Source organism: Sporosarcina contaminans, assembly GCF_042679045.1.
In the GTDB taxonomy this organism is placed as follows: domain Bacteria; phylum Bacillota; class Bacilli; order Bacillales_A; family Planococcaceae; genus Sporosarcina; species Sporosarcina contaminans.
The window spans coordinates 20,868-44,596 of record NZ_JBHTLT010000135.1; the positions used below are offsets into that span (position 1 = coordinate 20,868).

Genomic DNA, 23,729 nt, shown 5'->3' on the forward strand with positions numbered 1-23,729 from the left:
GATTTATATTTGAATCATATTAAAACATCTGTCTATTTTACAGATTTTAGGAGGACAACCATGCAAAATAGACTGTCTTTTTCATCTTTTCTTGTAATTGGTTCTATGTTGTTTGCTCTGTTTTTCGGTGCGGGGAACTTGATTTTTCCAGCCCAATTAGGTCAAAATGCAGGAACAAACTTATGGATTGCAACTTTTGGTTTCTTAGTTACCGGGATCGGATTGCCGTTCTTAGGAATATTAGCGATGGGCTTCTCGGGTAGCAGGAACTTGCAAGAGCTATCCAGCCGTATTCATCCGATTTATGGAATCGTATTTACTTCGCTGCTTTACTTAACGATCGGCCCATTTTTTGCGGGACCGCGTACAGGGGCAGTAGCGTATGAAATCGCCGTATCTCCTTTTGTACCCGCTGGACAAGTGCAGTTATTCTTACTTTTGTTCACATTGCTATTCTTTGGAATCTCTCTCTACTTTTCATTGAATCCTGCTAAAATTGTTGATCGCATCGGTAAAATTATGGCACCTACCATCGTAATACTTCTTGTGATCCTAATAGGATTTACGTTCGCTAAACCGATTGGGGTTATCCAAAATCCTGTTGGTGTTTACAATGAAAGTCCATTCTTTAAAGGGTTTGTGGAAGGCTATGGCACGATGGATACGTTAGCATCCCTCGTTTTCGGAATCATTGTTATCAATGTTCTCCGATCGAAAGGAATTACAGATAGAAAGAAAATTATATCGGCAACGGCAAAAACTGGATTTATTGCAGCGTTTTTGTTAGCAATCATCTATGCAGGAATTGCTTATTTAGGCGCAACAACAACAGAGAAATTTGGCATATTTGATACTGGAGGACCTGTATTAAGTGAAACGTCAGCATATTATTTTGGGACTACTGGAACGATATTGTTAACAATTGTCATCATATTAGCTTGTTTAACAACGAGTATTGGACTTATTACAGCATGTGCGGAGTATTTCCAAACGATTATTCCGAAAATTAGTTATAAAATGTTTGTTGTTCTATTCTCGTCATTATGTTTTATCGTTGCTAACTTTGGATTGGCGAATATCATTACATTTTCAATACCGGTATTGATGTTCCTGTATCCTTTGGCAATTGTACTGATGTTGTTGACATTTGCTTCTCCGCTTTTTAATCATTCAAGGATCGTTTACATAAGCGCAACTGTTGCAGCTTTTTTAGTAAGTATTATAGATGGCATAACAACGCTCTATAACACGCTTGAAATTGATGTGGCGGAATGGCCTGCCTGGCTGAATGCCATCGTGTCATTTTACGATCAAGTACTTCCATTATATGGTGATGGGCTTGGTTGGCTAGTTCCTGTTCTTGTCGTTATGATTGTTACAGGCGTAATTGTGAGATTGATTGGACGTTAACCGTAGAAAAGCCTTCCTCTTGTAGGAGGGCTTTTTCTATTTGGAATGAACTACAATAATAAACAGATGAATAGAAAGGTTTCATTATACTACCCGACAAATGTGTAGTTTATTTCAAAATGTCCTCAGTTATGTAACATTGTAAGAATTTTTGTAATACGAATAACGACATACTGTAACATCGCTGTAATAATGGATTGGTAGTCTATTGTTAGACTACAAAGTAAGGAGTAGAAAACTTGGGAAAATATATTGTGACGCTTCTATTTTCAGTAATATTATTGATTGGCGGAACGACAGAAAGTTTTGCAGCTTCTTCAATTTATACGGTCAAAAAAGGCGACTCTCTTTTTCAAATTGCGAAGAAGCATAATGTGACTGTTCCGGATCTCAAAAAATGGAACAACTTATCCACATCTGTCATTCATCCTAACCAAAAATTGACAGTTGCCAATCCGAAAACGGCTACAGCAAGTTCATCCAATGCTATTGCAAAAACACCGTCGAGATCGAATGAAGATAAGGTAGTGAAGGAGTTTACCGTATCGGCAAGTGCCTTTACTGCAAATTGCAATGGATGTTCTGGCATAACTGCGACAGGCATCAATTTAAAAAGGAACCCGGATAGTAAAGTGATTGCGGTCGACCCAGATGTCATCCCTTTAGGGACGAAAGTGCATGTAGAAGGGTATGGCTATGCGATTGCAGGCGATATTGGAAGCTCCATTAAAGGAAATAAGATCGATGTGTTCTTCCCGACTAAAAGTGAAGCTTACCAATGGGGAAGAAAAAAAGTGAAAATCAAAATACTTGAATAGAATGATCCAAGACCAATTTGCAAATGGATAGCAGATTGGTCTTTATTTTGTGAATCGTAACTGACCTGAAAACGGAAGCATGGTAGTATAGTGGGAGAGGAGAAATGGGGGGATTGGATGGATAAAAGAAGGCTAATGATCGGTATCATCGTCATTTTGGCTATCCCGCTTTATATTTGGATAGCGTATTTTGAAATTCCCGCGAAATCGGAAATTGGGGAAGAAAAAATGCAACAGGATCCTTTAACACACAACTTCGAAAAAGTATTGCAATATGAAAATGACTACATGGGGAACGCGTCAAATACATCCCAACTATTTCAATCATTGCCTTTGAATGAATACAAACAGTCGATTGAAATGGATCCGGACCATTTATTGCTCATTGTTCATTACGATGCATCAGCTCATGAACTACAAGAGAAAACACAGCAGGCCGTTATTTATAATTCTACGGCAGCCTTTTTGTTGATTCACAACTTGGAAGAGCTAGAAATGTGCTTTAATGATGAAACTTTCCGAGTGCGGAGAGACGTTGTTGAAGACTATTTTAATGATGAATTTAAGACATTGATTGATCCAGAAAACTTTAAAGAAAAAGTACAAAAAACGTTTAATGGAGAGAAACAGTCGGCAATGTACAAGGCATTTACAGAAGGGAAATGATCACGATGGATATTGTTATCATTACAGGTGCTTCAAAAGGAATTGGCTTTGAAATGATGAAGCAGCTTCAAGGGAAAGGGAAGAAACCAATCGGGATTGCAAGGACGAATCAGAGTGGGGAGAAAAGCTTTATAACGGCAGATCTTTTAAAAACAGATGAACTTCCAAGTATTATAGACCAAATCATTGAAATGTATGGTGGGAAAGCATCTTCATTCACTTTAGTGAACAATGCCGGAATGGTTGATCCGATCGGGCTTGTTGGAAGTGTCAATCCGGAGGAAATTACAAATGCAATGGCAGTCAATTTGACAGCCCCTATGATTTTATCGAATGCTTTCATTGGGGCATTGACTTCATTTAAAGGAAAGAAGCGGATAATGAACATTTCCTCAGGGGCTGGACGAAATGCTTATGAAGGATGGGGCGTCTATTGCACGACGAAAGCCGGTCTTGATCATTTTTCACGTGTTATTGCCAAAGAACAGGAAAGCGCTGAAAACCCTGTCGAAATCGTTTCAATTGCACCAGGAATTATTGATACGAATATGCAAGAGACGATTCGGTCAAGCGATGCACAATCGTTCCCCCTATTAGATCGTTTCATCGATTATAAGGAAAAAGGACAATTAAGCAGTGCGGAAGAAACGGCGAGCAAATTGATCTCATTTTTGGAAAGGGAAGATTTTAAAGAGTTAGGGCCGATCGCTGATATACGGAATGTGTAAGAAGAGAAAAACGGACTCATTAAGTGGAGTCCGTTCCTTTATGATTCAGTTCGTTCTATTCGTGTAACCTCCTCAAAATCTCTCAGTTTTTCGATTGCGATCAAAAATGGTGGGTTGTTCCGCAAATTCATTAATTCGTAACGTATAACATGTACATCTGCTTGGTGAAGAGATTGCACGTATTCAATGAGTGCGTCACTTTCTTCTTTGCCACCTTCATGACCATCATAGACAGAAATTGTAATGATCCCGCCTTTTTTCAGAAGGCCCAATATTTTATGGACTGCTTCAATTGTAGAATCAGGCTTTGTAATGATCGTTTTGTCTTCGCTATAAGGCAAATAGCCAAGATTGAACATGGCACCGCCAATCGGTCGTTCTACATAACGATCTACGTTCGCATGGCTGTCCAAATGATAAGAAACGCGGTCGTTTAACGGGCCTAATCGTTCAGCAGTCGCGGCAAGTGCAGACTCTTGTATATCAAACGCAAAAACTTTTCCTTTTTCTCCGACTAATTCCGCTAAAAAATAAGTGTCATTTCCGTTACCTGCTGTTGCGTCAATAACAGTTTCGCCTGGTAAAACGACCGCATTCATTAATCTTTTCGAATAAGGCAGCACTCGATGTAAATGGATATGGCTCATGCGTTTTCTACCACTTTCTCATAAAATTTCCCTTGAAAACTATTTCTGCGTTGTAACTCCTTGTCGATGCCATTCAATACATCCCATTTTGCAACACTCCACATTGGACCAATCATCAGGTCGATCGGTCCATCGCCAGTAATTCTATGGACAATCATTTCTGGCGGAAGGATTTCCAGCTGATCAACGACTAATTTAATATAGTCGTCCATCTCTAAGAATGACAATAAACCCTTTTCATATTGTTTCACCATTGGCGTGCCTTTCAATAAATGCAGGAGATGTATTTTGATTCCTTGGACGTCAAGCTTTGCAACTTCTTTAGCAGTTTCCATCATCATATCGTAGTTCTCGAGTGGAAGACCGTTAATAATATGGGTGCAAACTCGAATATGATGTTTGCGAAGTTTTTCCACACCTTCTACATAGGTTGCATAATCATGAGCACGGTTAATGAGATTGGCTGTTTTTTCATGCACAGTTTGCAAGCCTAGTTCCACCCATAGATAGGTTCTTTCATGTAATTCAGCCAAATATTCTACGACGTCATCTGGCAAACAGTCGGGTCTTGTCGCGATGGACAAGCCGACTACTCCTTCCTGCGAAAGGGCAGTTTCAAATTTCTCTTTTAAAATAGGAAGCGGAGCATGCGTGTTCGTATATGCTTGGAAATACGCCATATATTTGCCGTCTTTCCATTTTTGGTGCATTCGGTCACGGATATTTGCAAATTGAACTTCTATTGGATCTACGCGATTCCCAGCAAAATCTCCTGAGCCAGCAGCACTGCAAAATGTACAGCCGCCATACGCTACTGTGCCATCCCGATTCGGGCAATCAAAACCGGCATCTAATGCCACCTTGAACACTTTAAAGCCGAAATGGTCTTTTAAATGGCGTGACCATGTATGATATCGTTTCCCTTCAGTAGGAAACGGGTATTTATTTACATCCACATTGTTCAACTCCTCTAACAAAGGATTGTACATGTTCCACAGCTTTCTTGTCATCTGAATTGCGGAACTTATTTCGATAGTCTTGTCGTATTGTGGAAAAAAGCATACACTCAAAATAGAATTGCTATGTATTGCAAAGCGGAAGGTGCCCGCTTCAAATACGGTTATTGAATTACAAAATAATGGGGGAGGTAGCAGTTACAAGAGGCGTGATAGATTCGATTGATCATCATGTTGAAGCTAAAGGGAATTGCTGCTGTCTAGAAACTTCCATTTGATAGTATATTTATTTTTAGAACGGAGGATGGCAGTATGCCTAAAAATGTTCGGCTGCTTGTGATCGGCATGTTTGTCAATGTCATTGGCAACTCTTTTTTATGGCCTTTGAATACGATATATATGCATGAATACTTAGGCAAGTCTTTATCGGTGGCAGGGCTTGTTTTAATGGCAAACGCCGGGGCGGGAGTTGTTGGTAACCTGCTTGGCGGTTTTTTATTTGACAGAATCGGCGGCTTCAAGTCGATTATCGGTGGGATAACTTTGTCCCTTTTGGCATTATTGTACCTTATATATGATCATAGCTGGTATCCTTATATTATTTTCTTGACGGTCTTAGGATTTAGTGGTGGTGTTATCTTTCCGAGCATGTATGCAATGGTAGGAACCATTTGGCCAGAAGGCGGAAGGAAGGCATTCAATTCGATATATTTAGCTCAAAATGTCGGTGTAGCAATCGGGCCGGCACTTGCTGGGTTCATTGCATCTGTTCATATTGATTATATTTTTTCAGCAAATTTTCTTTTTTATTTGATCTTTTTCTTCATTGCATTTTTTGGCTATAAAAAATTGGAAATTTCTCCAGACCGCCATACAGATATTATTCGGGAAACTGCAAAGATTAAACAGAAAGCGCCGTTTATTGCTTTGCTTATTCTAACATCTGGATATTTGTTAACTTGGCTCGTCTATTCTCAATGGTCGACGACGATTTCAACGCATGCTCTTTCATTAGGCGTCACTTTGAAAGAATATAGCTTTATTTGGACAATTAACGGGCTGTTAATCGTCATCGGACAGCCAATTATTAAACCGATCATTAAACGTTTGGAAAAGCAGCTGAAAGCTCAAATGATCTTAGGAACAGCTATATTCATCGTCTCTTTCATTGTTGTTAGCTTTGCGGGGTCTTTTAAAATGTTCATCATTTCAATGATTATTCTTACGTTCGGTGAGATGATTGTATGGCCTGCCATTCCAACATTAGCAAGTCAATTGGCTCCGAAAGGACGAGATGGATTTTACCAAGGCGTTGTGAATTCGGCAGCGACAATTGGTCGGATGATCGGGCCATTTGCAGGCGGCGTTTTAGTAGAGATCTATGGCATGAAAGCAATGCTCCTATTGCTGACAAGCCTTATGAGCATTTCAATCGTGACAACTTTATTGTACGACCGTCCTCTAAAATCATCTGAACAGAAACCGGAAATTCCTTAAGCGGAATTCCGGTTTTTCTTTATTGGTGAATAGAACGCCGTTGTACGTAGGATCAATATTTTCATAGATGTTAATTGCGTCATACAAAATAGTCTGTTTAAATGGAATATAGGAGCGATTGCTACTATCATAGAAATGCAAAGGGGGATGCAAAGTGAAACCGATTTATTCATCAGCTATGGAAGCGATTTCACAAATTGAGGATGGAGCCACATTAATGGTTGGAGGATTTGGACTCGTCGGGATACCGGAACAGCTCATTTTGGCTCTCGTCGAAAAAGGGGTAAAGGATTTGACGGTCATCTCAAATAATTGCGGGGTCGATGAGTGGGGGCTAGGCCTTTTATTGAAAGAGAAGCAAATCAAAAAAATGATTGGGTCCTATGTAGGAGAAAATAAAGAATTTGAACGGCAAGTATTGTCGGGAGAAATAGAGGTTGAGTTAACGCCGCAAGGGACGCTAGCGGAAAAAATACGAGCCGGAGGTGCTGGCATACCGGCGTTTTACACACCGGCAGGAGTTGGAACAGTCGTTGCTGAAGGCAAGGAAACGCGCAATTTTAACGGTAAAGAATATGTTTTGGAAGAAGCTTTGACAGCGGATTTTGCTTTAGTGAGAGCTTCTAAAGCGGATATGATGGGGAATTTAATCTACAACAAAACGGCTCAAAATTTCAATCCGATGATGGCTGCGGCAGGCAAGTTCACGATTGCTGAAGTGGAAGAAATTGTGGAAACGGGTGATTTGGATCCGGCGACAATCCACACGCCGAGCATTTATGTGCAAGGATTGTTGCAAGCGGCACAGGAAAAACGGATTGAACGGTTAACGACTCGATAAGGAAGGGGAATGGTCACGATGACGGCAATTAATTTCAGAGAACGGATCGCGAAGCGTGCAGAGAAGGAAATTGCAGATGGGGATTACGTCAATTTGGGGATTGGAATGCCAACGCTTGTAGCGAATTATATATCAGACAATAAGACAGTTGTCTTGCAGTCCGAAAATGGTCTGTTGGGCATCGGCCCATATCCGGAGGAGGATGAGGTCGACCCGGATTTGATTAATGCCGGGAAGGAAACGGTTACAACAATAGCGGGCTCTTCATTTTTCAGCAGTGCGGAATCTTTTGCAATGATCCGCGGCGGTCATGTAGATGTCGCAATATTGGGTGCGATGGAAGTTTCGGAAAAAGGGGATTTAGCAAACTGGATGATTCCAGGGAAGATGATTAAAGGTATGGGCGGCGCAATGGATCTTGTCCACGGTGCTAAAAAGATCATCGTCATTATGGATCATGTGGCGAAAGATGGATCGCCGAAAATAAAAAAGGAATGTACATTGCCGCTAACCGGCAAACGGGTAGTGAATAAAATTATTACAGAACGTGCTTTAATCGAAGTGACGCCTGACGGTTTGGAGTTGAAGGAAGTCTTTGAAGGATTTACTGTACAAGACATTATTGATTCAACGGAAGCTGAGCTTATCGTGAAGGATGTAAAGGCGTAGGTGACGGGCGATGGAACCAAGATCAGTGCAGGCAGGGGGATGTCGCTTTTATGTGCTAAATTAGAGGTGTTATGCGTGTGGTGAGGAGATGTAGGCGTTTGAATATTAATGTATAAGTATGTGTGGCGTAATGTGTATATGTGAGGATTAATAAATATAGTGTGCCGTTAGTGTGCGTGAACGCGGCATTTATGCATAAATTGAGTTGAAAAGCATTATGTGATTTCATTAGCATATAGACTGATTGATGCATCATGGAGATGAGGTGCCTTCTAACCGAATGGCTATTGCAAATGCTATATGTAAATAATTCCGAATGTATAGTTGTATTTTGGAACAGATTCGGGTAAACTACAATAAAATGTATTAAATAGCGCAGGCGTTGAAAAGGAGCAGTAGTCGGATCGGACGATTTCAGAGAGCGGGCGGTTGGTGCAAGCCTGTACGACGACGATGAACTCGCCTTGGAGCCCGTATCGGTGAACAGAACAGTAGCCGGTGCCGTTTTCCGCGTTAAGGAAACAAGTTGGGCGGCAATGGTCGTCAATTTGGGTGGCACCGCGGGAGAAAACTCTCGTCCCTTTTTAGGGACGAGAGTTTTTTCATATACGATGCTATTTAATTCACAATGGAAGGAATGAAACAGCGATGAGTTATGAGCATGTAAAAATCGAGAAGAAGTGGCAGCAATATTGGAAGGATAATAAAACTTATAAAATGGTCGATGATGAGTCGAAACCGAAGTTTTACGCGCTTGATATGTTCCCTTATCCTTCCGGGGCTGGATTGCATGTCGGCCACCCATTAGGCTATATTGCGACGGATATTTTAAGTTCATTTAAACGGAAACAAGGCTACAATGTTTTGCATCCGATGGGTTGGGACGCATTTGGATTGCCGGCTGAGCAATATGCGATTGATACAGGAAATGATCCTGCGGAATTTACGGCTAAAAATATTGCGACGTTCAAACGCCAAATGAATGATCTTGGTTTCTCTTATGATTGGGACAGGGAAATCAATACGACTGATCCGAAATATTACAAATGGACACAATGGATTTTCATCCAGCTGTATAAAAAAGGGTTGGCATACATCGATGAAGTACCTGTCAACTGGTGCCCAGCGCTTGGTACAGTCCTTGCCAATGAAGAAGTAATTGACGGAAAATCAGAGCGCGGCGGCCATCCAGTCGAGCGCCGTCCAATGCGTCAGTGGGTATTGCGGATAACAGAATATGCAGATCGCCTTCTTGAAGATTTGGATGAGCTTGATTGGCCTGATAGCTTGAAAGATATGCAGCGCAACTGGATTGGACGTTCTGAAGGTGCACAACTGACGTTCGATATCGATGGCACGGACCTTTCGTTTGAAGCGTTCACAACTCGTCCGGATACGATTTTTGGAGCGACATACGCTGTTTTGGCTCCAGAGCATAAATTAGTTGAAAAAATTACGACAGCTGAACAAAGGGAAGCGGTCGATGCATATCTTGAAAAAGTGAAAGTAAAAAGCGATTTAGAGCGTACAGATCTTGCGAAAGAGAAAACAGGCGTGTTTACCGGTGCGTATGCTGTAAACCCAGCAAGCGGCGAAAAAATGCCGATTTGGATTGCGGACTATGTTCTATCAAGCTACGGAACAGGCGCAATTATGGCAGTTCCTGCACATGATGAACGAGATTATGAATTTGCGAAGACATTCGATTTACCAATTGTTGAAGTCGTGGCAGGAGGCGATATTTCTAAAGAAGCCTATACAGGTGATGGGGAACATATCAATTCCGATTTCCTTAACGGACTTGGCAAAGAAGAGGCGATTGAAAAGGCGATCGCATTCTTTGAAGAACAAGGGAAAGGCGAGAAGAAAATTACGTATCGCCTGCGTGACTGGCTATTCTCCAGACAGCGTTATTGGGGAGAACCGATTCCGATTATTCATTGGGAAGACGGCACGATGACGACTGTGGATGAGTCTGAATTGCCGCTAATGCTTCCGAAAACGGACAATATTAAACCGAGCGGCACTGGCGAATCACCACTTGCAAACATTTCTGAATGGGTAAATGTTACAGATCCGAAAACAGGCATGAAAGGCCGTCGTGAAACGAATACAATGCCGCAATGGGCTGGCAGTTGCTGGTATTACTTGCGGTATATCGATCCGGATAATGATGAAATGTTGATTGATCCGAAGCTTGCTGAACGTTGGCTGCCGGTTGACATTTACGTCGGAGGCGCTGAGCATGCTGTACTTCACTTGCTCTATGCGCGTTTCTGGCATAAAGTGCTCTATGATATCGGTGTTGTTCAAACGAAAGAGCCATTCCAAAAGCTATTTAACCAAGGGATGATCTTAGGTGAAGGTCATGTAAAAATGTCGAAGTCATTGGGCAACGTCATAAACCCAGACGATATTGTTCATTCTCACGGTGCTGATACACTTCGTCTATATGAAATGTTCATGGGGCCGCTTGATGCTTCTAAAGAGTGGTCAACGAATGGTTTGGATGGAGCAAGACGTTTCCTTGACCGGATTTGGAGACTATTTGTAAATGAAGACGGAACACTTAGCTCGAAAATTGGCAGTAAGCCGGATGGTGCTCTTGAAAGAACATATCATCAGACAGTGAAAAAAGTGACTGAGGACTTTGAAGGCATGCGCTATAATACTGCCATTTCCCAAATGATGGTATTTATTAACGAATGTTACAAAGTAAATTCGATTCCAAAAGAGTTTGTCGAAGGGTTCATCATTATGCTTTCACCAATTACGCCACATTTGTCAGAAGAGCTATGGGAGAAATTGGGTCACGAAGAATCGATCGCTTACGTTTCTTGGCCGACGTATGATGAATCGAAATTGGAAGAGGACACAGTTGAAGTAGCTGTTCAAATTAACGGCAAAGTCCGCGCGAAGATAAATGTTGCGAAGGATATTTCCAAAGAGGAACTTGAAAAAACAGCCCTAAAAGATGAGCAAGTGAAACAATGGATTGACGGTAAAGAGTTGAAGAAAGTGATTGCGATTCCAGGTAGACTTGTCAATATTGTCGCAGTCGGATAAGGATTATTTTCTAAACAATAGAACCGGTGAAGAACGATTAATTTGTTCTTCACCGGTTTTAATTGTTTTATTCGAGTGGAGGAGTTCAAATAAAAACGGTTAGTGTTCCCCAACTGGCCGATGGGCGAGCCTGATTGAGCGGATGGCTGTCCCATCAAGCTGTTGTCCGAACTTGATTATAAAAAAGTGATGCTTGTTCGCGGACTTTATTCATTCTCCTTCGCATACCCACCAGCGCTCATTCCGGCGATTCTACCCGTTACGAGTGCGGAAGTAATATTGTATCCGCCGGTATAGCCGTGAATGTCCAGAATTTCGCCGCAAAAATAAAGTCCGTTCTTTTTACGGGAGGCCATCGTCTTAGGCTCAATTTCTTTCGTGGAAACGCCGCCGCCTGTAACGAAAGCTTTTTCAATCGGCTGCGTGCCTGTTACTTCCATCGTAAATCCTTTTAGCAGCCCTGCAAGCTTGCGGATTTTATCGTGTGGAATACCGGCACCTATGTCACTACCTTCGATTGCCGACTTGTCCAATAAAAATGCAAGCCAGCGCTCAGGTGCAACCCCTTTTAAACTGTTTTTCACGGCTTTTTTCGGATCGTCTTTCAATAAAGAGAGAAGCAACTGAAAAACGCCTTCTTCATTTTTGGAAGGGACGGCATCAATGCGCATTGTTACAGGTTGTTTGCCATTTTTCATTTGTTCTTTGACGACGAATTGGCTGCAGCGCAAAATTGCGGGGCCACTCAATCCGAAATGGGTAAACAGCATATCCATTTGATGGGTAATAAGAATTTTTCCTTTCGCATTTAATACGGAGACGGCAACGTCCCGAAGTGCGAGGCCTTGCAATTCCTTCGACTGGATGAAGGGTTCATTGGAGAGTAAAGGCACTTCTGTCGGATAGAGCGTCGTCACTGTATGCCCGGCTTTTTCCGCCCAAGGATAGCCATCACCGGTGCTGCCTGTTTGCGGAACTGCTTTTCCGCCTACAGCAACAACGACTGCATGAGACCGGATTTCTTCCCCGTCCTCTAAACGGACACCGAAAATCTTTTCGTCATCAATGAGGAGTTTCTTTACTTTTGTTTGCAGTCTCACTTCGACGTGCAGCCTTTCCATTTCATTCAGAAGTGCATCGACAACGTCTTTTGCTTTATTGGAAACAGGGAACATCCGCCCGTGGTCTTCTTCTTTTAAAGGAACGCCAAGTCCCTCGAAAAATGAAATGATATCTTCGTTATTGAAGACAGAGAATGGGCCGTATAAAAACCGCCCGTTGCCAGGAATGTTTTTAACAATTTCCTCTTGGGGTAAACGGTTTGTTACGTTGCATCTTCCACCGCCCGAAATCGACAATTTGTTGCCTAATTTTTTTCCTTTATCTAAAAGCAGCACTTTGCTTCCATTTTCTGCTGCTGCGATGGAGGCCATGAGACCCGAGGGACCCCCGCCTATGATTATGACGTCATACATTATAGGAACCACACTTTCAGTTTTTCTCTATTATACATGATCGTGCGATAACCATTGTGAAAAGTGCCATCGGGAGGTAAACTGGTAAGTAGCTTTGTTTAACTGGCTTAGGCGAATCCTGTTACAATAGGTGAGGAACTGGATTAGTAGTATTCAGTCAATTTCACTAATCTAAGTTAAACTTATTGCGAATGCCTCTCTGATTTTTAAGAGGTTTTTTTCTTTAAGTAGATAGTGATTGTGAAGGTTCATGTCCAAGACTAAGGCTGGATGGTCACTAAAGTCTTGTATAAATGGTGGACACGATTACGCTGGGGTGTAATTGATTCGTATAACAGATTGGAAGGATCAACTATGTCATCAAATTTAGTGAAAGGCACTGCAATTTTGACGATTGGTCTATTTTTGTCAAAAGCGTTAGGCCTTTTATATGTTATTCCGTTTTATGCTATTGTCGGCAAAGATAATGTAGGGTTATATCAGTATGCGTATATTCCTTATAATTTAGCATTGGCGGTTGCCATTTCTGGCGCACCGCTTGCAATATCTAAGTTTGTATCGAAATACAATGCATTGGGCGATTATGCCACAGGCAGGAAACTCATGAAATCCGGCATGCTCGTAATGGTGACAACAGGGATTCTTTCCTTTTTGGTGCTGTTTTTCATGGCGGAGCCGATAGCTCATCTCGTCCGCAGGGATGATGAACAAATCTTTACGGTTGAAGAAATTACATCAGTCATCCGGTGGGTTAGTTACGCTCTTTTAGCAGTCCCACTTATGAGTATTGTGAGGGGCTATTTGCAGGGTCATCAAAAATTTGAACCGACATCTGTTTCACAATTAGTCGAGCAAATTGTACGGATTGCTGTTGTGCTTATCGGTGCGTTTATTGTGGTCAACGTATTAGACTTATCTCCAAGGACAGCAGTGAAATTTGCGGTATTTGCCGCATTTATTGGAGCACTTGCAGGACTTGTTATTCTTTATCGATATTGGAGAAAATATAAGCCGGAGTTCGACTATCTATATGAGCAAAGTCCACCGGCAAGCAATATTAGTTTTGTTGATATGTACAAGGAAGTGATCGGCTATACAATTCCTTTTGTCCTTGTCGGTGTAATTAATCCACTTTACCAATTTGTTGATATGATTACTTTCAATGATGCAATGTCTTCAATTGGGTTAGCTAAAGTGTCTGATGAATATTTGTCAATGTTGAATTTTTTAACGCATAAAGTTGTTATGATTCCAGTTATGGTAGCTACCGGATTTTCGATGGCTTTAATTCCAGTCATTACAGGGTATTACGCAAAAAGAGATCAAAACGGTATTACTCGTTCTCTTGACCAAACATTCCAAATTATGCTCTTTCTTACAGTGCCGATCGTCATTGGTCTAATTGTTTTATCGAATGAGTTTTACTATTTCCTATATGAGAAAAATCCAGTCGGATCGGAAGTATTGGCGAGTTATGCACCCGTTGCAATCTTGTTTGGACTGTTTACAGTTACAGCGGCGATTTTGCAAGGAATTGATCGACATAAATGGATTGTATTCACTTCGTTATTAGGACTGCTTTTTAAATTGATCTTAAATATTCCGCTCATAAAAGCGTTTGAGACAGATGGAGCGATTATAGCGACAGCAATCGGATATGGAATAGCAGTAGGACTTAATATTTTTGTCATAACAAAAACATTGAACTATCGATCGAAGATGGTGTTCAGAAGACTGATTTTAATCGGGATTTTCAACTTGATTATGTGGATTGCTATACATTTAACATTGAAAGGCTTGTTTGCAATCAGTCCTGTAGAAGGCAAAATGCAGGCGTTGCTCTATATTCTCATTTGTGCGGCAGTCGGTGCGGCTATTTACGGATTTCTGTCATTTAAAACAGGATTGGCACAAAAGCTTTTCGGAGATCGGTTAAATAGAATACTGCAGAAGTTCGGTTTTGGAGGGTGAATTATGCGTTTAGATAAGTTGTTGGCGAATATGGGGTACGGTTCGCGCAAGGAAGTGAAACAGCTTTTGAAAAAAGGCGCTGTCAGGGTGAACGGGGAGACGGTGAAAGATCCCGCATGCAAAGTTGAGCCGACCACAGAGGAAGTGACGATTTTTGGTGAGCGAGTCGTCTACCGTGAATTCATTTACTTGATGATGAATAAACCGCAAGGAGTCATTTCCGCTACGGAAGACTTGCGTGATCGTACCGTCATTGATCTGTTAGATGCCGAGTATAAGCATTTTCAGCCGTTTCCTGTTGGCAGGTTAGATAAGGACACAGAAGGGTTTTTATTGCTGACGAATGACGGGAAGCTAGCGCATGAATTATTGTCACCGAAAAAAGAAGTGCCGAAAATGTATTATGCGCATATTGAAGGCAAAGTGGGAGAAGAGGATATCCGCAAGTTTGCAGAAGGCGTTTCATTGGATGATGGCTATTTCACCAAACCGGGTGAATTAAAAGTTTTGAAATCGGAAGAGCTCCGTTCAGAAATTGAATTGACGATTACGGAAGGAAAATTTCATCAAGTGAAACGGATGTTTGAAGCTGTTGGAAAACGTGTCATCTATTTGAAAAGGATGTCTATGGGGCCCCTTATACTGGACGACCAACTGAAGTTAGGAAGCTATCGTGAATTAACAGAAGAAGAAATCGCATTGCTACAAAAATGAAGTAGGGGCTATCGAGAAAGTGGCGGAAACTCACTTTGATCGATAGCCCCTTTTAGGTCAAGAGGGTAATTTAACTTTCTTCTTCGTTGTCTTCCATTTACCGCGCGACGGACTCATGATGAGTTCATTATATTCGAGGACGTTCAAGTCCCTTTGTGCAGTGCGGTTTGTGATACCAAATTCTTCGACCACATTTTCCGTAGTTACTTCGCCGTGATCAAGGATGAACAAATAGACATCTTTGATACGGGTGAGCATACGATCAGTGTTAGGATTCAACTGTGGAACCACTCCTTCATCATCATTTTCCAAAATCGATGGGCATGAGACTAATGAATGTACCTTTTGTAAGTTGAAATTCCCCCTTGACAGGCACTCCTTCCGCAAAATGCTACGGTCGTCAGATAAAATGTTCTGACAATACAATTATAACTCATTTTTGTCAATAGTACATGAAATTTTTGTGAAGACTGTGAGCGCAGTCTTCATTCTGATATTTTAGACGGAGAGGTTATCATTTGAATACATTAAAGGAAGTTTAGTTCTTTATTTATTGCACGTAACATGTGAAAATATAGGATAAGAAAGAAGGTGCTGAAGATTGGTGAATTGGAAAAATGAAACTTTGCAAAAGCAGGAAAGCATATTGGATGATTTGCAGCAGCTCATCTCAATTCCGTCTGTACTGGACGAAAGCCTATCTACTGAAGAAGCTCCGTTCGGACCAGAACCGAAAAGGGCTTTGGAATGGCTATTGAACGAAGGTGAAAAAGCAGGATTTACAGTGAAGAATGTAGACAATGTAGCTGGGCATATTGAAATGGGCGAAGGAGAAGAGTTGATAGGAGTTCTTTGCCATGTCGATGTCGTTCCTGCTGGCGGCAACTGGACGTATGGCCCTTTTGATGGCACAGTGAAAGACGGCAAACTGTTCGGCCGCGGCTCGATTGATGATAAAGGGCCGACAATTGCTGCTTGGCATGCGATGAAAATGGTGAAAGAGTCCGGTCTTTCGTTGAATAAAAGAGTTCGCCTCATCATTGGGACAGACGAAGAAAGCGGTTTCCGCTGCGTGGAACACTATTTTCAAAAAGAGGAAATGCCAACGGTCGGCTTCGTGCCAGATGCGGATTTTCCGATCATCAATGCCGAAAAGGGGATAGCTTCGTTAATCTTCTCACAGAAAATGAAAAACAAAGATGGACAGCTACAATATTTTAAGGCTGGAGACAGGACGAATATGGTTCCTGACTTGGCTCAGGCTCAGGTTCGCCTCAATATACCGGATGTACTCGATCGATTCGAAAGCTTTATGAACATTCATGACATGGCGGCAACAATCGTTGAAAAAGACGGCGATGCGGTTATACGGGTTGAGGGAAAAGCAGCTCATGCAATGGAACCGGACAATGGCGTAAACGCGGGCGTTTTGTTGGCTTCCTTCCTGAATAAGGTTTTTGAAGAAGGCGATTCAAAGGATTTTACACAATTCATACTAGATGCGTTTGGCAATGAAACACGAGGACATTACTTAGGACTTGCCTATAATGATGAAGTTTCTGGCGATACGACATTGAATGCCGGAATTATAACGTACGATGAAGAGACAGGTGGACAAATAAAAGTGAGCATGCGTTATTCCGTCACATATCCATATGAAGAGAAAATAGCGACTTGCGAGCGTCGAATGACGGACTTGCCATTCGATATGACTGTCGCGTCCAATTCAACTCCTCATCACGTCGATGCGAATGATCCATTTGTGAAGACATTGCAAGATGTCTATACCTCTTATACTGGTGAAGAGGCAACATTGCTTTCAATCGGAGGCGGCACATACGCTCGTTCTTTGGATAAAGGCGTAGCATTCGGCATGCTATTCCCAGGACGGGAAGATGTCGCTCACCAAGCGGATGAATATGTATATATAGAAGATCTACTACAGGCGACAGCGATCTATGCGGAAACGATTAGCCGCCTTGCATGCAATCAAGGGGAAGGGGAAAAAGAATGATGATTTATTTTATTGACGGGAAGTTTACGGATAAAGATCAACTGAATATTTCTGTTGATGACCGGGGCTATTATTTTGGTGACGGTGTGTATGAAGTTGTGAAAGTGTATAATGGTGAGTTGTATACAGCCGAAGAACATTTTGAACGGCTGCTTCAAAGCGCTGCAAAAATAAAAATGACGATTCCGTATTCACAGCAGCAATTGATTGAAATAGCAAAAGAGCTAGTAGAACGCAATAAAATCGACACAGGCCATATTTACTTGCAAGTGACGAGAGGTGCTTCATTGCGTATCCATCAATTCCCAGATCCATCCGTGCTGCCTGTTGTGACAGCTTATGCAATACCGAATGAGAGACCACTTAAAAATATGGCGGAAGGGGTGTCTGCTAAGTTTGTTGAAGACGTCCGATGGCTTCGCTGTGATATAAAGAGCTTGAATTTATTGGCGAACGTGTTAGCGAAGCAAGAAGCTTTCGAGGATGGATGTGCAGAAGCGATTTTCGTAAGGGATGGCTTCGTCATGGAAGGATCTTCGTCGAATATGTTTGGCGTAAAAGACGGAGTTGTTTATACGCATCCAGCGACGAATTTAATATTGAATGGCATTACACGTCAAGTCATTCTAAAATTATGCAGTGAGATTGGCATTCAAGTGAAGGAAACCGCATTCACTCCTGAGGATGCTTTGAAAATGGATGAGTTTTTCATGACATCGACAACTGCAGAAGTGACGCCGGTTATTTTAATTGATGGCAACCAAATCGGTTCGGGCCAGCCTGGCGAAATAACAAAGAAATTGCAAGAGGCGTTTTCACGTCAAATGCCCGTTTTTGAAAAACAATAATGTACAACAGTTAAATTGGACTTAGCAGACATTCTATACGTCTGTAAGTGCACGGTAAATAAGGAGCGCTATCGAATCAGTGGGAGTTCAAACTCCTGCTGATTCAAGTGAAGCCGCTGGCGGATGTCACGGATTTTTGAAAGAACTTTTCGGACCCGGAAAATCCGAATACGATTACGTCAAGGCGTGATTGATTGGAGTGGATGAAATTGGCACAACTTGTGAAATTGTTGGATTATGTGTCAAGATACGAGAATGATCTTTCCCGTTATCCGACTCAGTTTGTACGTTTGAAAAGTTCCCAATGGGATCGTATGAAACTGCAATGGGAAAACGGGATGGATTTATCGGAGTGGCAAAGGGAATCAGGTGAAGAGGAAGCACAAAGGGAAGAAAGCAGATGGTTTAGTCCTATCTTGCGTGTTTTCGGAAGCAAAAAGGACTCTGCTACGGACCAGGAAGAACATGCATCGGAGCAGCAAGAAGAGCGGGAAGCGGATTCTTTCGGCTTTAATCCAAACATCATTTACAATCCTAAAAATGTGGAGCAGCTCAGAAAGCTTTATGTAGATCAGTTATTCCATTTTCAATTGAAATGGGCAAGTTCCACGCTTATGGAACATTCAAAATTAGATGAGCAATTTATGAGGGATTCATTGCTTCGAAGCTTTACTCAGTTATTGCCGGATAGCTATTTATTATTTTATTATCCGATATTGAAGTTGAAAAAAGCGCCTGTGGAACTTGATATACTTATAATGACCCCTTTGGAATGCATTTGCGTCACTGTCCTTGAAAAAGAGGAAGTGGCTGCCTTTATTGGAAATAGCGATCGGTTTTGGATAAAAAAGCACGGTGATCGTGAGTCAAAAGTATTGAACCCGATGATCGGTTTACAACGAATGGAAAAAATCATTTCGGGAATATTTTCAGCGAATGATATAGAGTTTCCGATTCGGAAAGTGATCCTATCAAGAAATGGGTATATTGATTATCCAGGTGTGCCATACGATACGAAAATCGTTGATCGACGTTCGTATGATGAATGGTTTGCAAATTTGCGTAAGGTTTCTGTTCCGATGAAACATAATCAGTTCAAAGCGGCACAAGCGATTTTAGACAACGGACAAACGACAGCATCGAGCATCTATTTCGCTCCTGAGCAAGAAAATAACGATATTATAGAATAGAAATGAGTGTAAGAAAAATGCGTCTTCGCAATAAGCCGTGGGCGAAAGAGTTCATGGAAGCCCATCCAGATGTTTTAATACAAGAAGAGGAAGGCATTCAACAAGATTGGCATTCGGTATTTGGCAATGAAAACCCGATCCATATAGAAGTGGGAACTGGAAAAGGGCAGTTCATCATCGGCATGGCATTAGCCAATCCAAATATTAATTATATCGGTATTGAGCATTTTGACAATGTCATTGTTTCCGCGCTTGAAAAAGCGATTGAAGCGGACAAGCCTTCAAATTTACGCTTGCTGCGTGGCAATGGTGCACATTTGAAAGAGTTGTTTAAAAAAGGGGAAGTCGATCGAGTGTACTTGAACTTCTCTGATCCGTGGCCAAAATCACGACATGCAAAAAGAAGATTAACGCACGAATCCTTTTTGAAGCGTTATGAATCAATTTTAGGGGAACGAGGGGAAATTCACTTTAAAACGGATAATCGCAAACTATTTGAGTACTCGATTGTTTCAATGTCGGCTTATGGCATGGTGTTTCATGACATCTCTTTAGACTTGCATGCACAAATGCCTGAAGACAATATTATGACGGAATACGAAGAGAAGTTTTCAGCGAAAGGGCAACCGATTTATCGGATGGAAGCGGCTTTTAAATAAGGGAATGCGAAGAGGACTGTTATAAACGAAAGGGGAGATTGAATTGGATACATATACATTTCACAAAATGAAACTTACATGGCTTGACGGGGGTGTCAATTTCCTCGACGGTGGGACGATGTTTGGTGTTGTGCCGAAAGCATTATGGTCGCGCCGCTATGAAGTTGACGATCAGAACTTGATTGAGCTGCGAACAGATCCGATTCTTTTATCTTATGAAGGAAAGCATATTTTAATTGACTCAGGAATCGGCAAAGGGAAGCTTACCGATAAACAGAAGCGCAATTTAGGCGTAAGGTCTGAAACGAAAGTGGCAGAAAGCCTCTCTGAAATCGGTTTACAAGTAACAGATATTGATATGATTTTAATGACTCACCTGCATAATGACCACGCTGCCGGTTTAACTGAATGGCGAGATGGAGAACTTGTATCAGTATTTCCAAATGCGAAAATCTATGTTTCTCAAATTGAATGGGATGAGATGCGCAACCCGAATATTCGGTCGAAAAATACGTATTGGAAAGAGAATTGGGAGCCGATTATAGAGCAGGTTGAAACATTTGAAGGGCAGCAGACGATCTTGCCGGGAATTGAAATGATTCACACCGGCGGGCATAGTGATGGACATAGCGTCATTAAATTAACGCAAAACGGAGAAACGATTTTGCATATGGGCGATATAATGCCAACACATGCACATAGTAATCCGCTATGGGTATTGGCGTATGATGATTATCCGATGACGTCCATCTTCGCGAAGGAGCGATTAATGAAAGAGGCGCTGCCTAACCGTTACCGCTTCATCTTCTATCATGATGCTGTGTACCGTCTCGTTCAGTGGGATGAAAGTGGAAAAGAAATTACAGAATCAGTCAATTGCTCAGCTATAAGCAAATGACAGCTATTCAATAGAGCTGGACGAGTGATTGGCAACGATGGAGTGCAATTAGTATAGACTATATAAAAGGTAATGGAAAGGAATTGGAATAAAGATAAAAAGATGAAGTATCTTCCTTAGTGTTAGGTATAGTAGTAATTTCAATCTATCATTATTCTACTTTTAGATATTACCCAATCGAGCCATCCAAATACTCCTGCGCAACCATCGTTCTAAAAGAATCACTATATTTGGCCATAATAAAACACTCCAGAAGTTAGTTTTTGACTCTAACTTCTGGAGTGCACTTCAATGCACCTGTAAACGGGGGCTTTTTCATTTTGATTGAATTGGTGAATAACAGACTTTTTAAGCGGCAGTACGGCACCACATTGATTTACTTTTTAATTAATTCGACAACTGTGCCAGTCTCTGCGTTTGCTGCAAATTCATACTGTTCCAATTCGCCGTTTTTAATGCGTGAGATGCCTCCGCGATATACTTCCATTGAAAGAACATTGTTTGTGAATGGTTCCGGTTTCATTACGATCCAAGAGCCGTCAATCGGCCCCTCTTTTTTGAAAGCTTCTTTGACAGCCTTCAGCACATCCTCGGCCGGAGTATTCGGGTTCACTTTTTCAATTGCTTGGTTGACGATAATGGCAGCAGCAATACCTGTTAATGCGCCTGCAAGAAAATCTTTAAGTTTCATGGAATCGAACCCCCTCAATCAGTCTCACCCAAGTGTACCATATTTTATATCGTTGGGTAATGGTTCCTGAAAAACATTCGAGTTAAAAAAACTTCGGTTTGCTAAATATTCAGGATGGATAGTTTTTGCATAATAATCTACAATAGAGATAGTTCATAATGAAATTGGGGGAACAGTATGCAAAAAGATACTCTAAGAATGTTCAAAACATTGACGGAATTGCCTGGTGCTCCCGGCAATGAGCATTTTGTACGTGATTATATGCGAGGCGAATTAGAAAAGTATTCAGATGAAATTATCCAAGATAACTTAGGCGGTATTTTCGGTGTGCGAAAAGGGCCTGAAGATGGACCACGCATTATGGTTGCAGGCCATATGGATGAAGTAGGTTTCATGGTTACAGCGATTACAGACAATGGCATGATTCGCTTCCAGCCACTTGGCGGTTGGTGGAACCAAGTTCTTTTGGCGCAACGAGTGCAAATTATGACGGATGAAGGGCCGGTGATCGGTGTAATCGGTTCTATACCTCCACATCTTTTAAGCGATGATGTACGTAACAAACCGATGGATATTAAAAATATGCTAATTGACATCGGAGCAGATGATAAAGAGGATGCGAAGAAAATCGGCATCCGTCCTGGACAGCAAATCGTGCCGGTTTGTCCATTCACTCCTCTTATGAATGATAAAAAGATTATGGCAAAGGCTTGGGATAACCGTTATGGCTGCGGGCTTTCAATCGAATTGTTAAAAGAGCTCCATGGTGAGCAGTTGCCTAATCATTTATTTTCAGGCGCAAATGTTATGGAAGAAGTTGGCTTAAGAGGTGCACAAGCAGCAGCGAATATGATTCAGCCCGATCTGTTTTTCGCTTTGGATGCGAGCCCTGCAAACGATGCTTCAGGCGATAAAAACGAATTCGGCCAATTAGGAAAAGGTACGTTGCTGCGGATCTTTGACCGAACGATGGTCACTCACCGCGGAATGCGCGAATTTATTTTAGATACAGCAGAGAGCAATCAAATTCCTTACCAATATTTCATTTCACCAGGGGGTACTGATGCTGGGCGTGTCCATACTTCGAACGAAGGCGTGCCAAGTGCGGTGATCGGAATTTGTTCACGATATATTCATACATCCGCTTCAATCATTCATACAGATGATTATGCTGCGGCGAAGGAATTGCTCGTGAAACTAGTGAAAGCATGTGATAAAACGACTGTCGAAACGATTAAACAAAACGTATAAGATAGTAAGGCAGTCTATCCAACTTCGAACGCTATAAAAAGCCTGTAGAAAAAATCGATAAAAACCATCCTTTTCACCCAATAATAGGGATGAGCGGATGGTTTTTATGATATGAAAGGAACCTTACATATGAAATTTATAATTGGAACGACAAATCAGGCAAAAGTGAAAGCAGCTTTAAAAGTAATTGACAATCATTTCCCGGGTAATGAATGGAAAGCTGAAAAAGTGCCATCAAATGTTCGTGATCAGCCGATTGGCGATGAAGAGACGAGATTGGGAGCTATAAATCGAGCTAAGCATGCGGCAGAAAAAATGGATGGCTGGATTGGCATTGGTTTGGAAGGCGGCGTCAGAACGATTGAAAACCAAACGTATGTATGTAATTGGGGAGCGCTTTCTTTGCCTGACGGTACAATCATCACCGCTGCTGGCGCTCAAATTCCTTTGCCGGAAGAAATCGCAGTTGAGTTGAGAAAGGGACGTGAATTAGGGATCATTGTAGATGAATATTTTCAAAAGAGCGGAATAAGGCAGCATGAAGGTGCTATTGGCATGTTTACTTCAAATGTCGTTACGAGGGATTTGATGTTCGAACATATTATGCAGTTGTTAATCGGTCAATTGAAGGTCCATTTTTATAATCAATGAATCTCAACATTTGCACGAAACGGATAATATCTTTAAAATGGGTTGTGGAATTATGGTTCACTAGTATTT

Annotated in this window: 22 protein-coding genes and 1 other annotated feature; of the genes, 17 read left to right on the forward strand and 5 right to left on the reverse strand. The window is 41.6% G+C overall.

Annotated features, from left to right (window positions below):
- Window positions 1-60 precede the first annotated feature (60 nt).
- The 4 genes from brnQ to ACFQ38_RS18795 all read left to right on the forward strand — a co-directional run bounded on the left by brnQ (window position 61) and on the right by ACFQ38_RS18795 (window position 3,622).
- Window positions 61-1,410 (forward strand): branched-chain amino acid transport system II carrier protein, encoded by a 1,350-nt coding sequence (brnQ, locus tag ACFQ38_RS18780; protein WP_381482817.1) that lies wholly within the window; start codon window positions 61-63, stop codon window positions 1,408-1,410.
- A 239-nt stretch (window positions 1,411-1,649) separates the two neighbouring features.
- Entirely contained in the window at window positions 1,650-2,228 is a 579-nt protein-coding gene (locus ACFQ38_RS18785) for a 3D domain-containing protein (RefSeq protein WP_336824951.1), read from the forward strand.
- A 117-nt stretch (window positions 2,229-2,345) separates the two neighbouring features.
- Window positions 2,346-2,894 carry a DUF4825 domain-containing protein gene (locus tag ACFQ38_RS18790; protein ID WP_381482820.1) on the forward strand — a complete coding sequence of 183 codons (549 nt, stop codon included), beginning with the start codon at window positions 2,346-2,348 and terminating at the stop codon, window positions 2,892-2,894.
- A gap of 5 nt (window positions 2,895-2,899) precedes the next feature.
- Window positions 2,900-3,622, forward strand: a complete 723-nt coding sequence (locus ACFQ38_RS18795; RefSeq protein WP_381482822.1) for an SDR family NAD(P)-dependent oxidoreductase — start codon at window positions 2,900-2,902, stop codon at window positions 3,620-3,622.
- A 38-nt stretch (window positions 3,623-3,660) separates the two neighbouring features.
- On the opposite strand, the gene ACFQ38_RS18800 is transcribed toward ACFQ38_RS18795, so the two are convergent.
- Both ACFQ38_RS18800 and ACFQ38_RS18805 read right to left on the reverse strand, forming a co-directional pair.
- Window positions 3,661-4,269 carry a tRNA (mnm(5)s(2)U34)-methyltransferase gene (locus ACFQ38_RS18800; protein WP_381482824.1) on the reverse strand — a complete coding sequence of 203 codons (609 nt, stop codon included), beginning with the start codon at window positions 4,267-4,269 and terminating at the stop codon, window positions 3,661-3,663.
- Window positions 4,266-5,225, reverse strand: a complete 960-nt coding sequence (locus ACFQ38_RS18805; protein ID WP_381482826.1) for a TIGR01212 family radical SAM protein — start codon at window positions 5,223-5,225, stop codon at window positions 4,266-4,268. The genes ACFQ38_RS18800 and ACFQ38_RS18805 overlap by 4 nt, the downstream gene beginning before the upstream one ends.
- Window positions 5,226-5,537: 312 nt before the next feature.
- Between ACFQ38_RS18805 and ACFQ38_RS18810 the strand changes: the two genes are divergently transcribed.
- The 4 genes from ACFQ38_RS18810 (at window position 5,538) to leuS (ending at window position 11,298) form a co-directional block, all read left to right on the forward strand.
- Window positions 5,538-6,722 carry an MDR family MFS transporter gene (locus ACFQ38_RS18810; RefSeq protein ID WP_381482828.1) on the forward strand — a complete coding sequence of 395 codons (1,185 nt, stop codon included), beginning with the start codon at window positions 5,538-5,540 and terminating at the stop codon, window positions 6,720-6,722.
- A 154-nt stretch (window positions 6,723-6,876) separates the two neighbouring features.
- The gene (locus ACFQ38_RS18815) at window positions 6,877-7,563 is read left to right on the forward strand and encodes a CoA transferase subunit A (protein ID WP_336824957.1); all 687 of its coding nucleotides are present in this window, start codon (window positions 6,877-6,879) and stop codon (window positions 7,561-7,563) included.
- A gap of 18 nt (window positions 7,564-7,581) precedes the next feature.
- Window positions 7,582-8,232, forward strand: a complete 651-nt coding sequence (locus ACFQ38_RS18820; protein WP_336824958.1) for a 3-oxoacid CoA-transferase subunit B — start codon at window positions 7,582-7,584, stop codon at window positions 8,230-8,232.
- 373 nt (window positions 8,233-8,605) lie between these two features.
- Window positions 8,606-8,817: a binding site (T-box leader), on the forward strand.
- Window positions 8,818-8,880: 63 nt separating this feature from the next.
- Entirely contained in the window at window positions 8,881-11,298 is a 2,418-nt protein-coding gene (gene leuS, locus ACFQ38_RS18825; RefSeq protein WP_381482831.1) for a leucine--tRNA ligase, read from the forward strand.
- A 206-nt stretch (window positions 11,299-11,504) separates the two neighbouring features.
- Here leuS and ACFQ38_RS18830 read toward each other — a convergent pair whose 3' ends face one another.
- Entirely contained in the window at window positions 11,505-12,773 is a 1,269-nt protein-coding gene (locus ACFQ38_RS18830) for a BaiN/RdsA family NAD(P)/FAD-dependent oxidoreductase (protein WP_381482833.1), read from the reverse strand.
- Window positions 12,774-13,127: 354 nt separating this feature from the next.
- On the opposite strand from ACFQ38_RS18830, the gene ACFQ38_RS18835 reads away from it, so the two are divergent.
- Complete coding sequence (locus ACFQ38_RS18835; RefSeq protein WP_336824961.1) at window positions 13,128-14,744, forward strand: putative polysaccharide biosynthesis protein; 1,617 nt, start codon at window positions 13,128-13,130, stop codon at window positions 14,742-14,744.
- 3 nt (window positions 14,745-14,747) lie between these two features.
- Window positions 14,748-15,458: a pseudouridine synthase gene (locus tag ACFQ38_RS18840; protein WP_381482835.1), complete on the forward strand. Its 711-nt coding sequence runs from the start codon at window positions 14,748-14,750 to the stop codon at window positions 15,456-15,458.
- A 57-nt stretch (window positions 15,459-15,515) separates the two neighbouring features.
- Here the strand turns inward: ACFQ38_RS18840 and ACFQ38_RS18845 are convergent, their stop codons facing one another.
- Window positions 15,516-15,737, reverse strand: coding sequence for a DeoR family transcriptional regulator (locus ACFQ38_RS18845; RefSeq protein ID WP_336824963.1), 222 nt, complete (start codon window positions 15,735-15,737; stop codon window positions 15,516-15,518).
- A gap of 325 nt (window positions 15,738-16,062) precedes the next feature.
- On the opposite strand from ACFQ38_RS18845, the gene pepV reads away from it, so the two are divergent.
- The 5 genes from pepV to ACFQ38_RS18870 all read left to right on the forward strand — a co-directional run bounded on the left by pepV (window position 16,063) and on the right by ACFQ38_RS18870 (window position 21,067).
- The gene (gene pepV / locus ACFQ38_RS18850; protein ID WP_381482883.1) at window positions 16,063-17,472 is read left to right on the forward strand and encodes a dipeptidase PepV; all 1,410 of its coding nucleotides are present in this window, start codon (window positions 16,063-16,065) and stop codon (window positions 17,470-17,472) included.
- Window positions 17,469-18,320 carry a D-amino-acid transaminase gene (dat, locus tag ACFQ38_RS18855; RefSeq protein ID WP_381482838.1) on the forward strand — a complete coding sequence of 284 codons (852 nt, stop codon included), beginning with the start codon at window positions 17,469-17,471 and terminating at the stop codon, window positions 18,318-18,320. Before pepV ends, dat begins: the two co-directional genes overlap by 4 nt.
- 203 nt (window positions 18,321-18,523) lie before the next feature.
- Window positions 18,524-19,510 (forward strand): NERD domain-containing protein, encoded by a 987-nt coding sequence (locus ACFQ38_RS18860; RefSeq protein ID WP_336824975.1) that lies wholly within the window; start codon window positions 18,524-18,526, stop codon window positions 19,508-19,510.
- A 17-nt stretch (window positions 19,511-19,527) separates the two neighbouring features.
- Entirely contained in the window at window positions 19,528-20,169 is a 642-nt protein-coding gene (trmB, locus tag ACFQ38_RS18865; protein WP_336824966.1) for a tRNA (guanosine(46)-N7)-methyltransferase TrmB, read from the forward strand.
- A 43-nt stretch (window positions 20,170-20,212) separates the two neighbouring features.
- The gene (locus ACFQ38_RS18870; RefSeq protein ID WP_336824967.1) at window positions 20,213-21,067 is read left to right on the forward strand and encodes a YtnP family quorum-quenching lactonase; all 855 of its coding nucleotides are present in this window, start codon (window positions 20,213-20,215) and stop codon (window positions 21,065-21,067) included.
- 376 nt (window positions 21,068-21,443) lie between these two features.
- Here ACFQ38_RS18870 and ACFQ38_RS18875 read toward each other — a convergent pair whose 3' ends face one another.
- On the reverse strand, window positions 21,444-21,758 hold the full coding sequence (locus tag ACFQ38_RS18875; RefSeq protein ID WP_336824968.1) for a PepSY domain-containing protein: 315 nt from the start codon (window positions 21,756-21,758) through the stop codon (window positions 21,444-21,446).
- Window positions 21,759-21,935: 177 nt separating this feature from the next.
- On the opposite strand from ACFQ38_RS18875, the gene ACFQ38_RS18880 reads away from it, so the two are divergent.
- Together ACFQ38_RS18880 and ACFQ38_RS18885 are read left to right on the forward strand one after the other, a co-directional pair.
- Window positions 21,936-23,009: a M42 family metallopeptidase gene (locus ACFQ38_RS18880; protein ID WP_336824969.1), complete on the forward strand. Its 1,074-nt coding sequence runs from the start codon at window positions 21,936-21,938 to the stop codon at window positions 23,007-23,009.
- A gap of 129 nt (window positions 23,010-23,138) precedes the next feature.
- On the forward strand, window positions 23,139-23,660 hold the full coding sequence (locus ACFQ38_RS18885) for a DUF84 family protein (RefSeq protein ID WP_381482841.1): 522 nt from the start codon (window positions 23,139-23,141) through the stop codon (window positions 23,658-23,660).
- The last annotated feature ends 69 nt before the right edge of the window (window positions 23,661-23,729 follow it).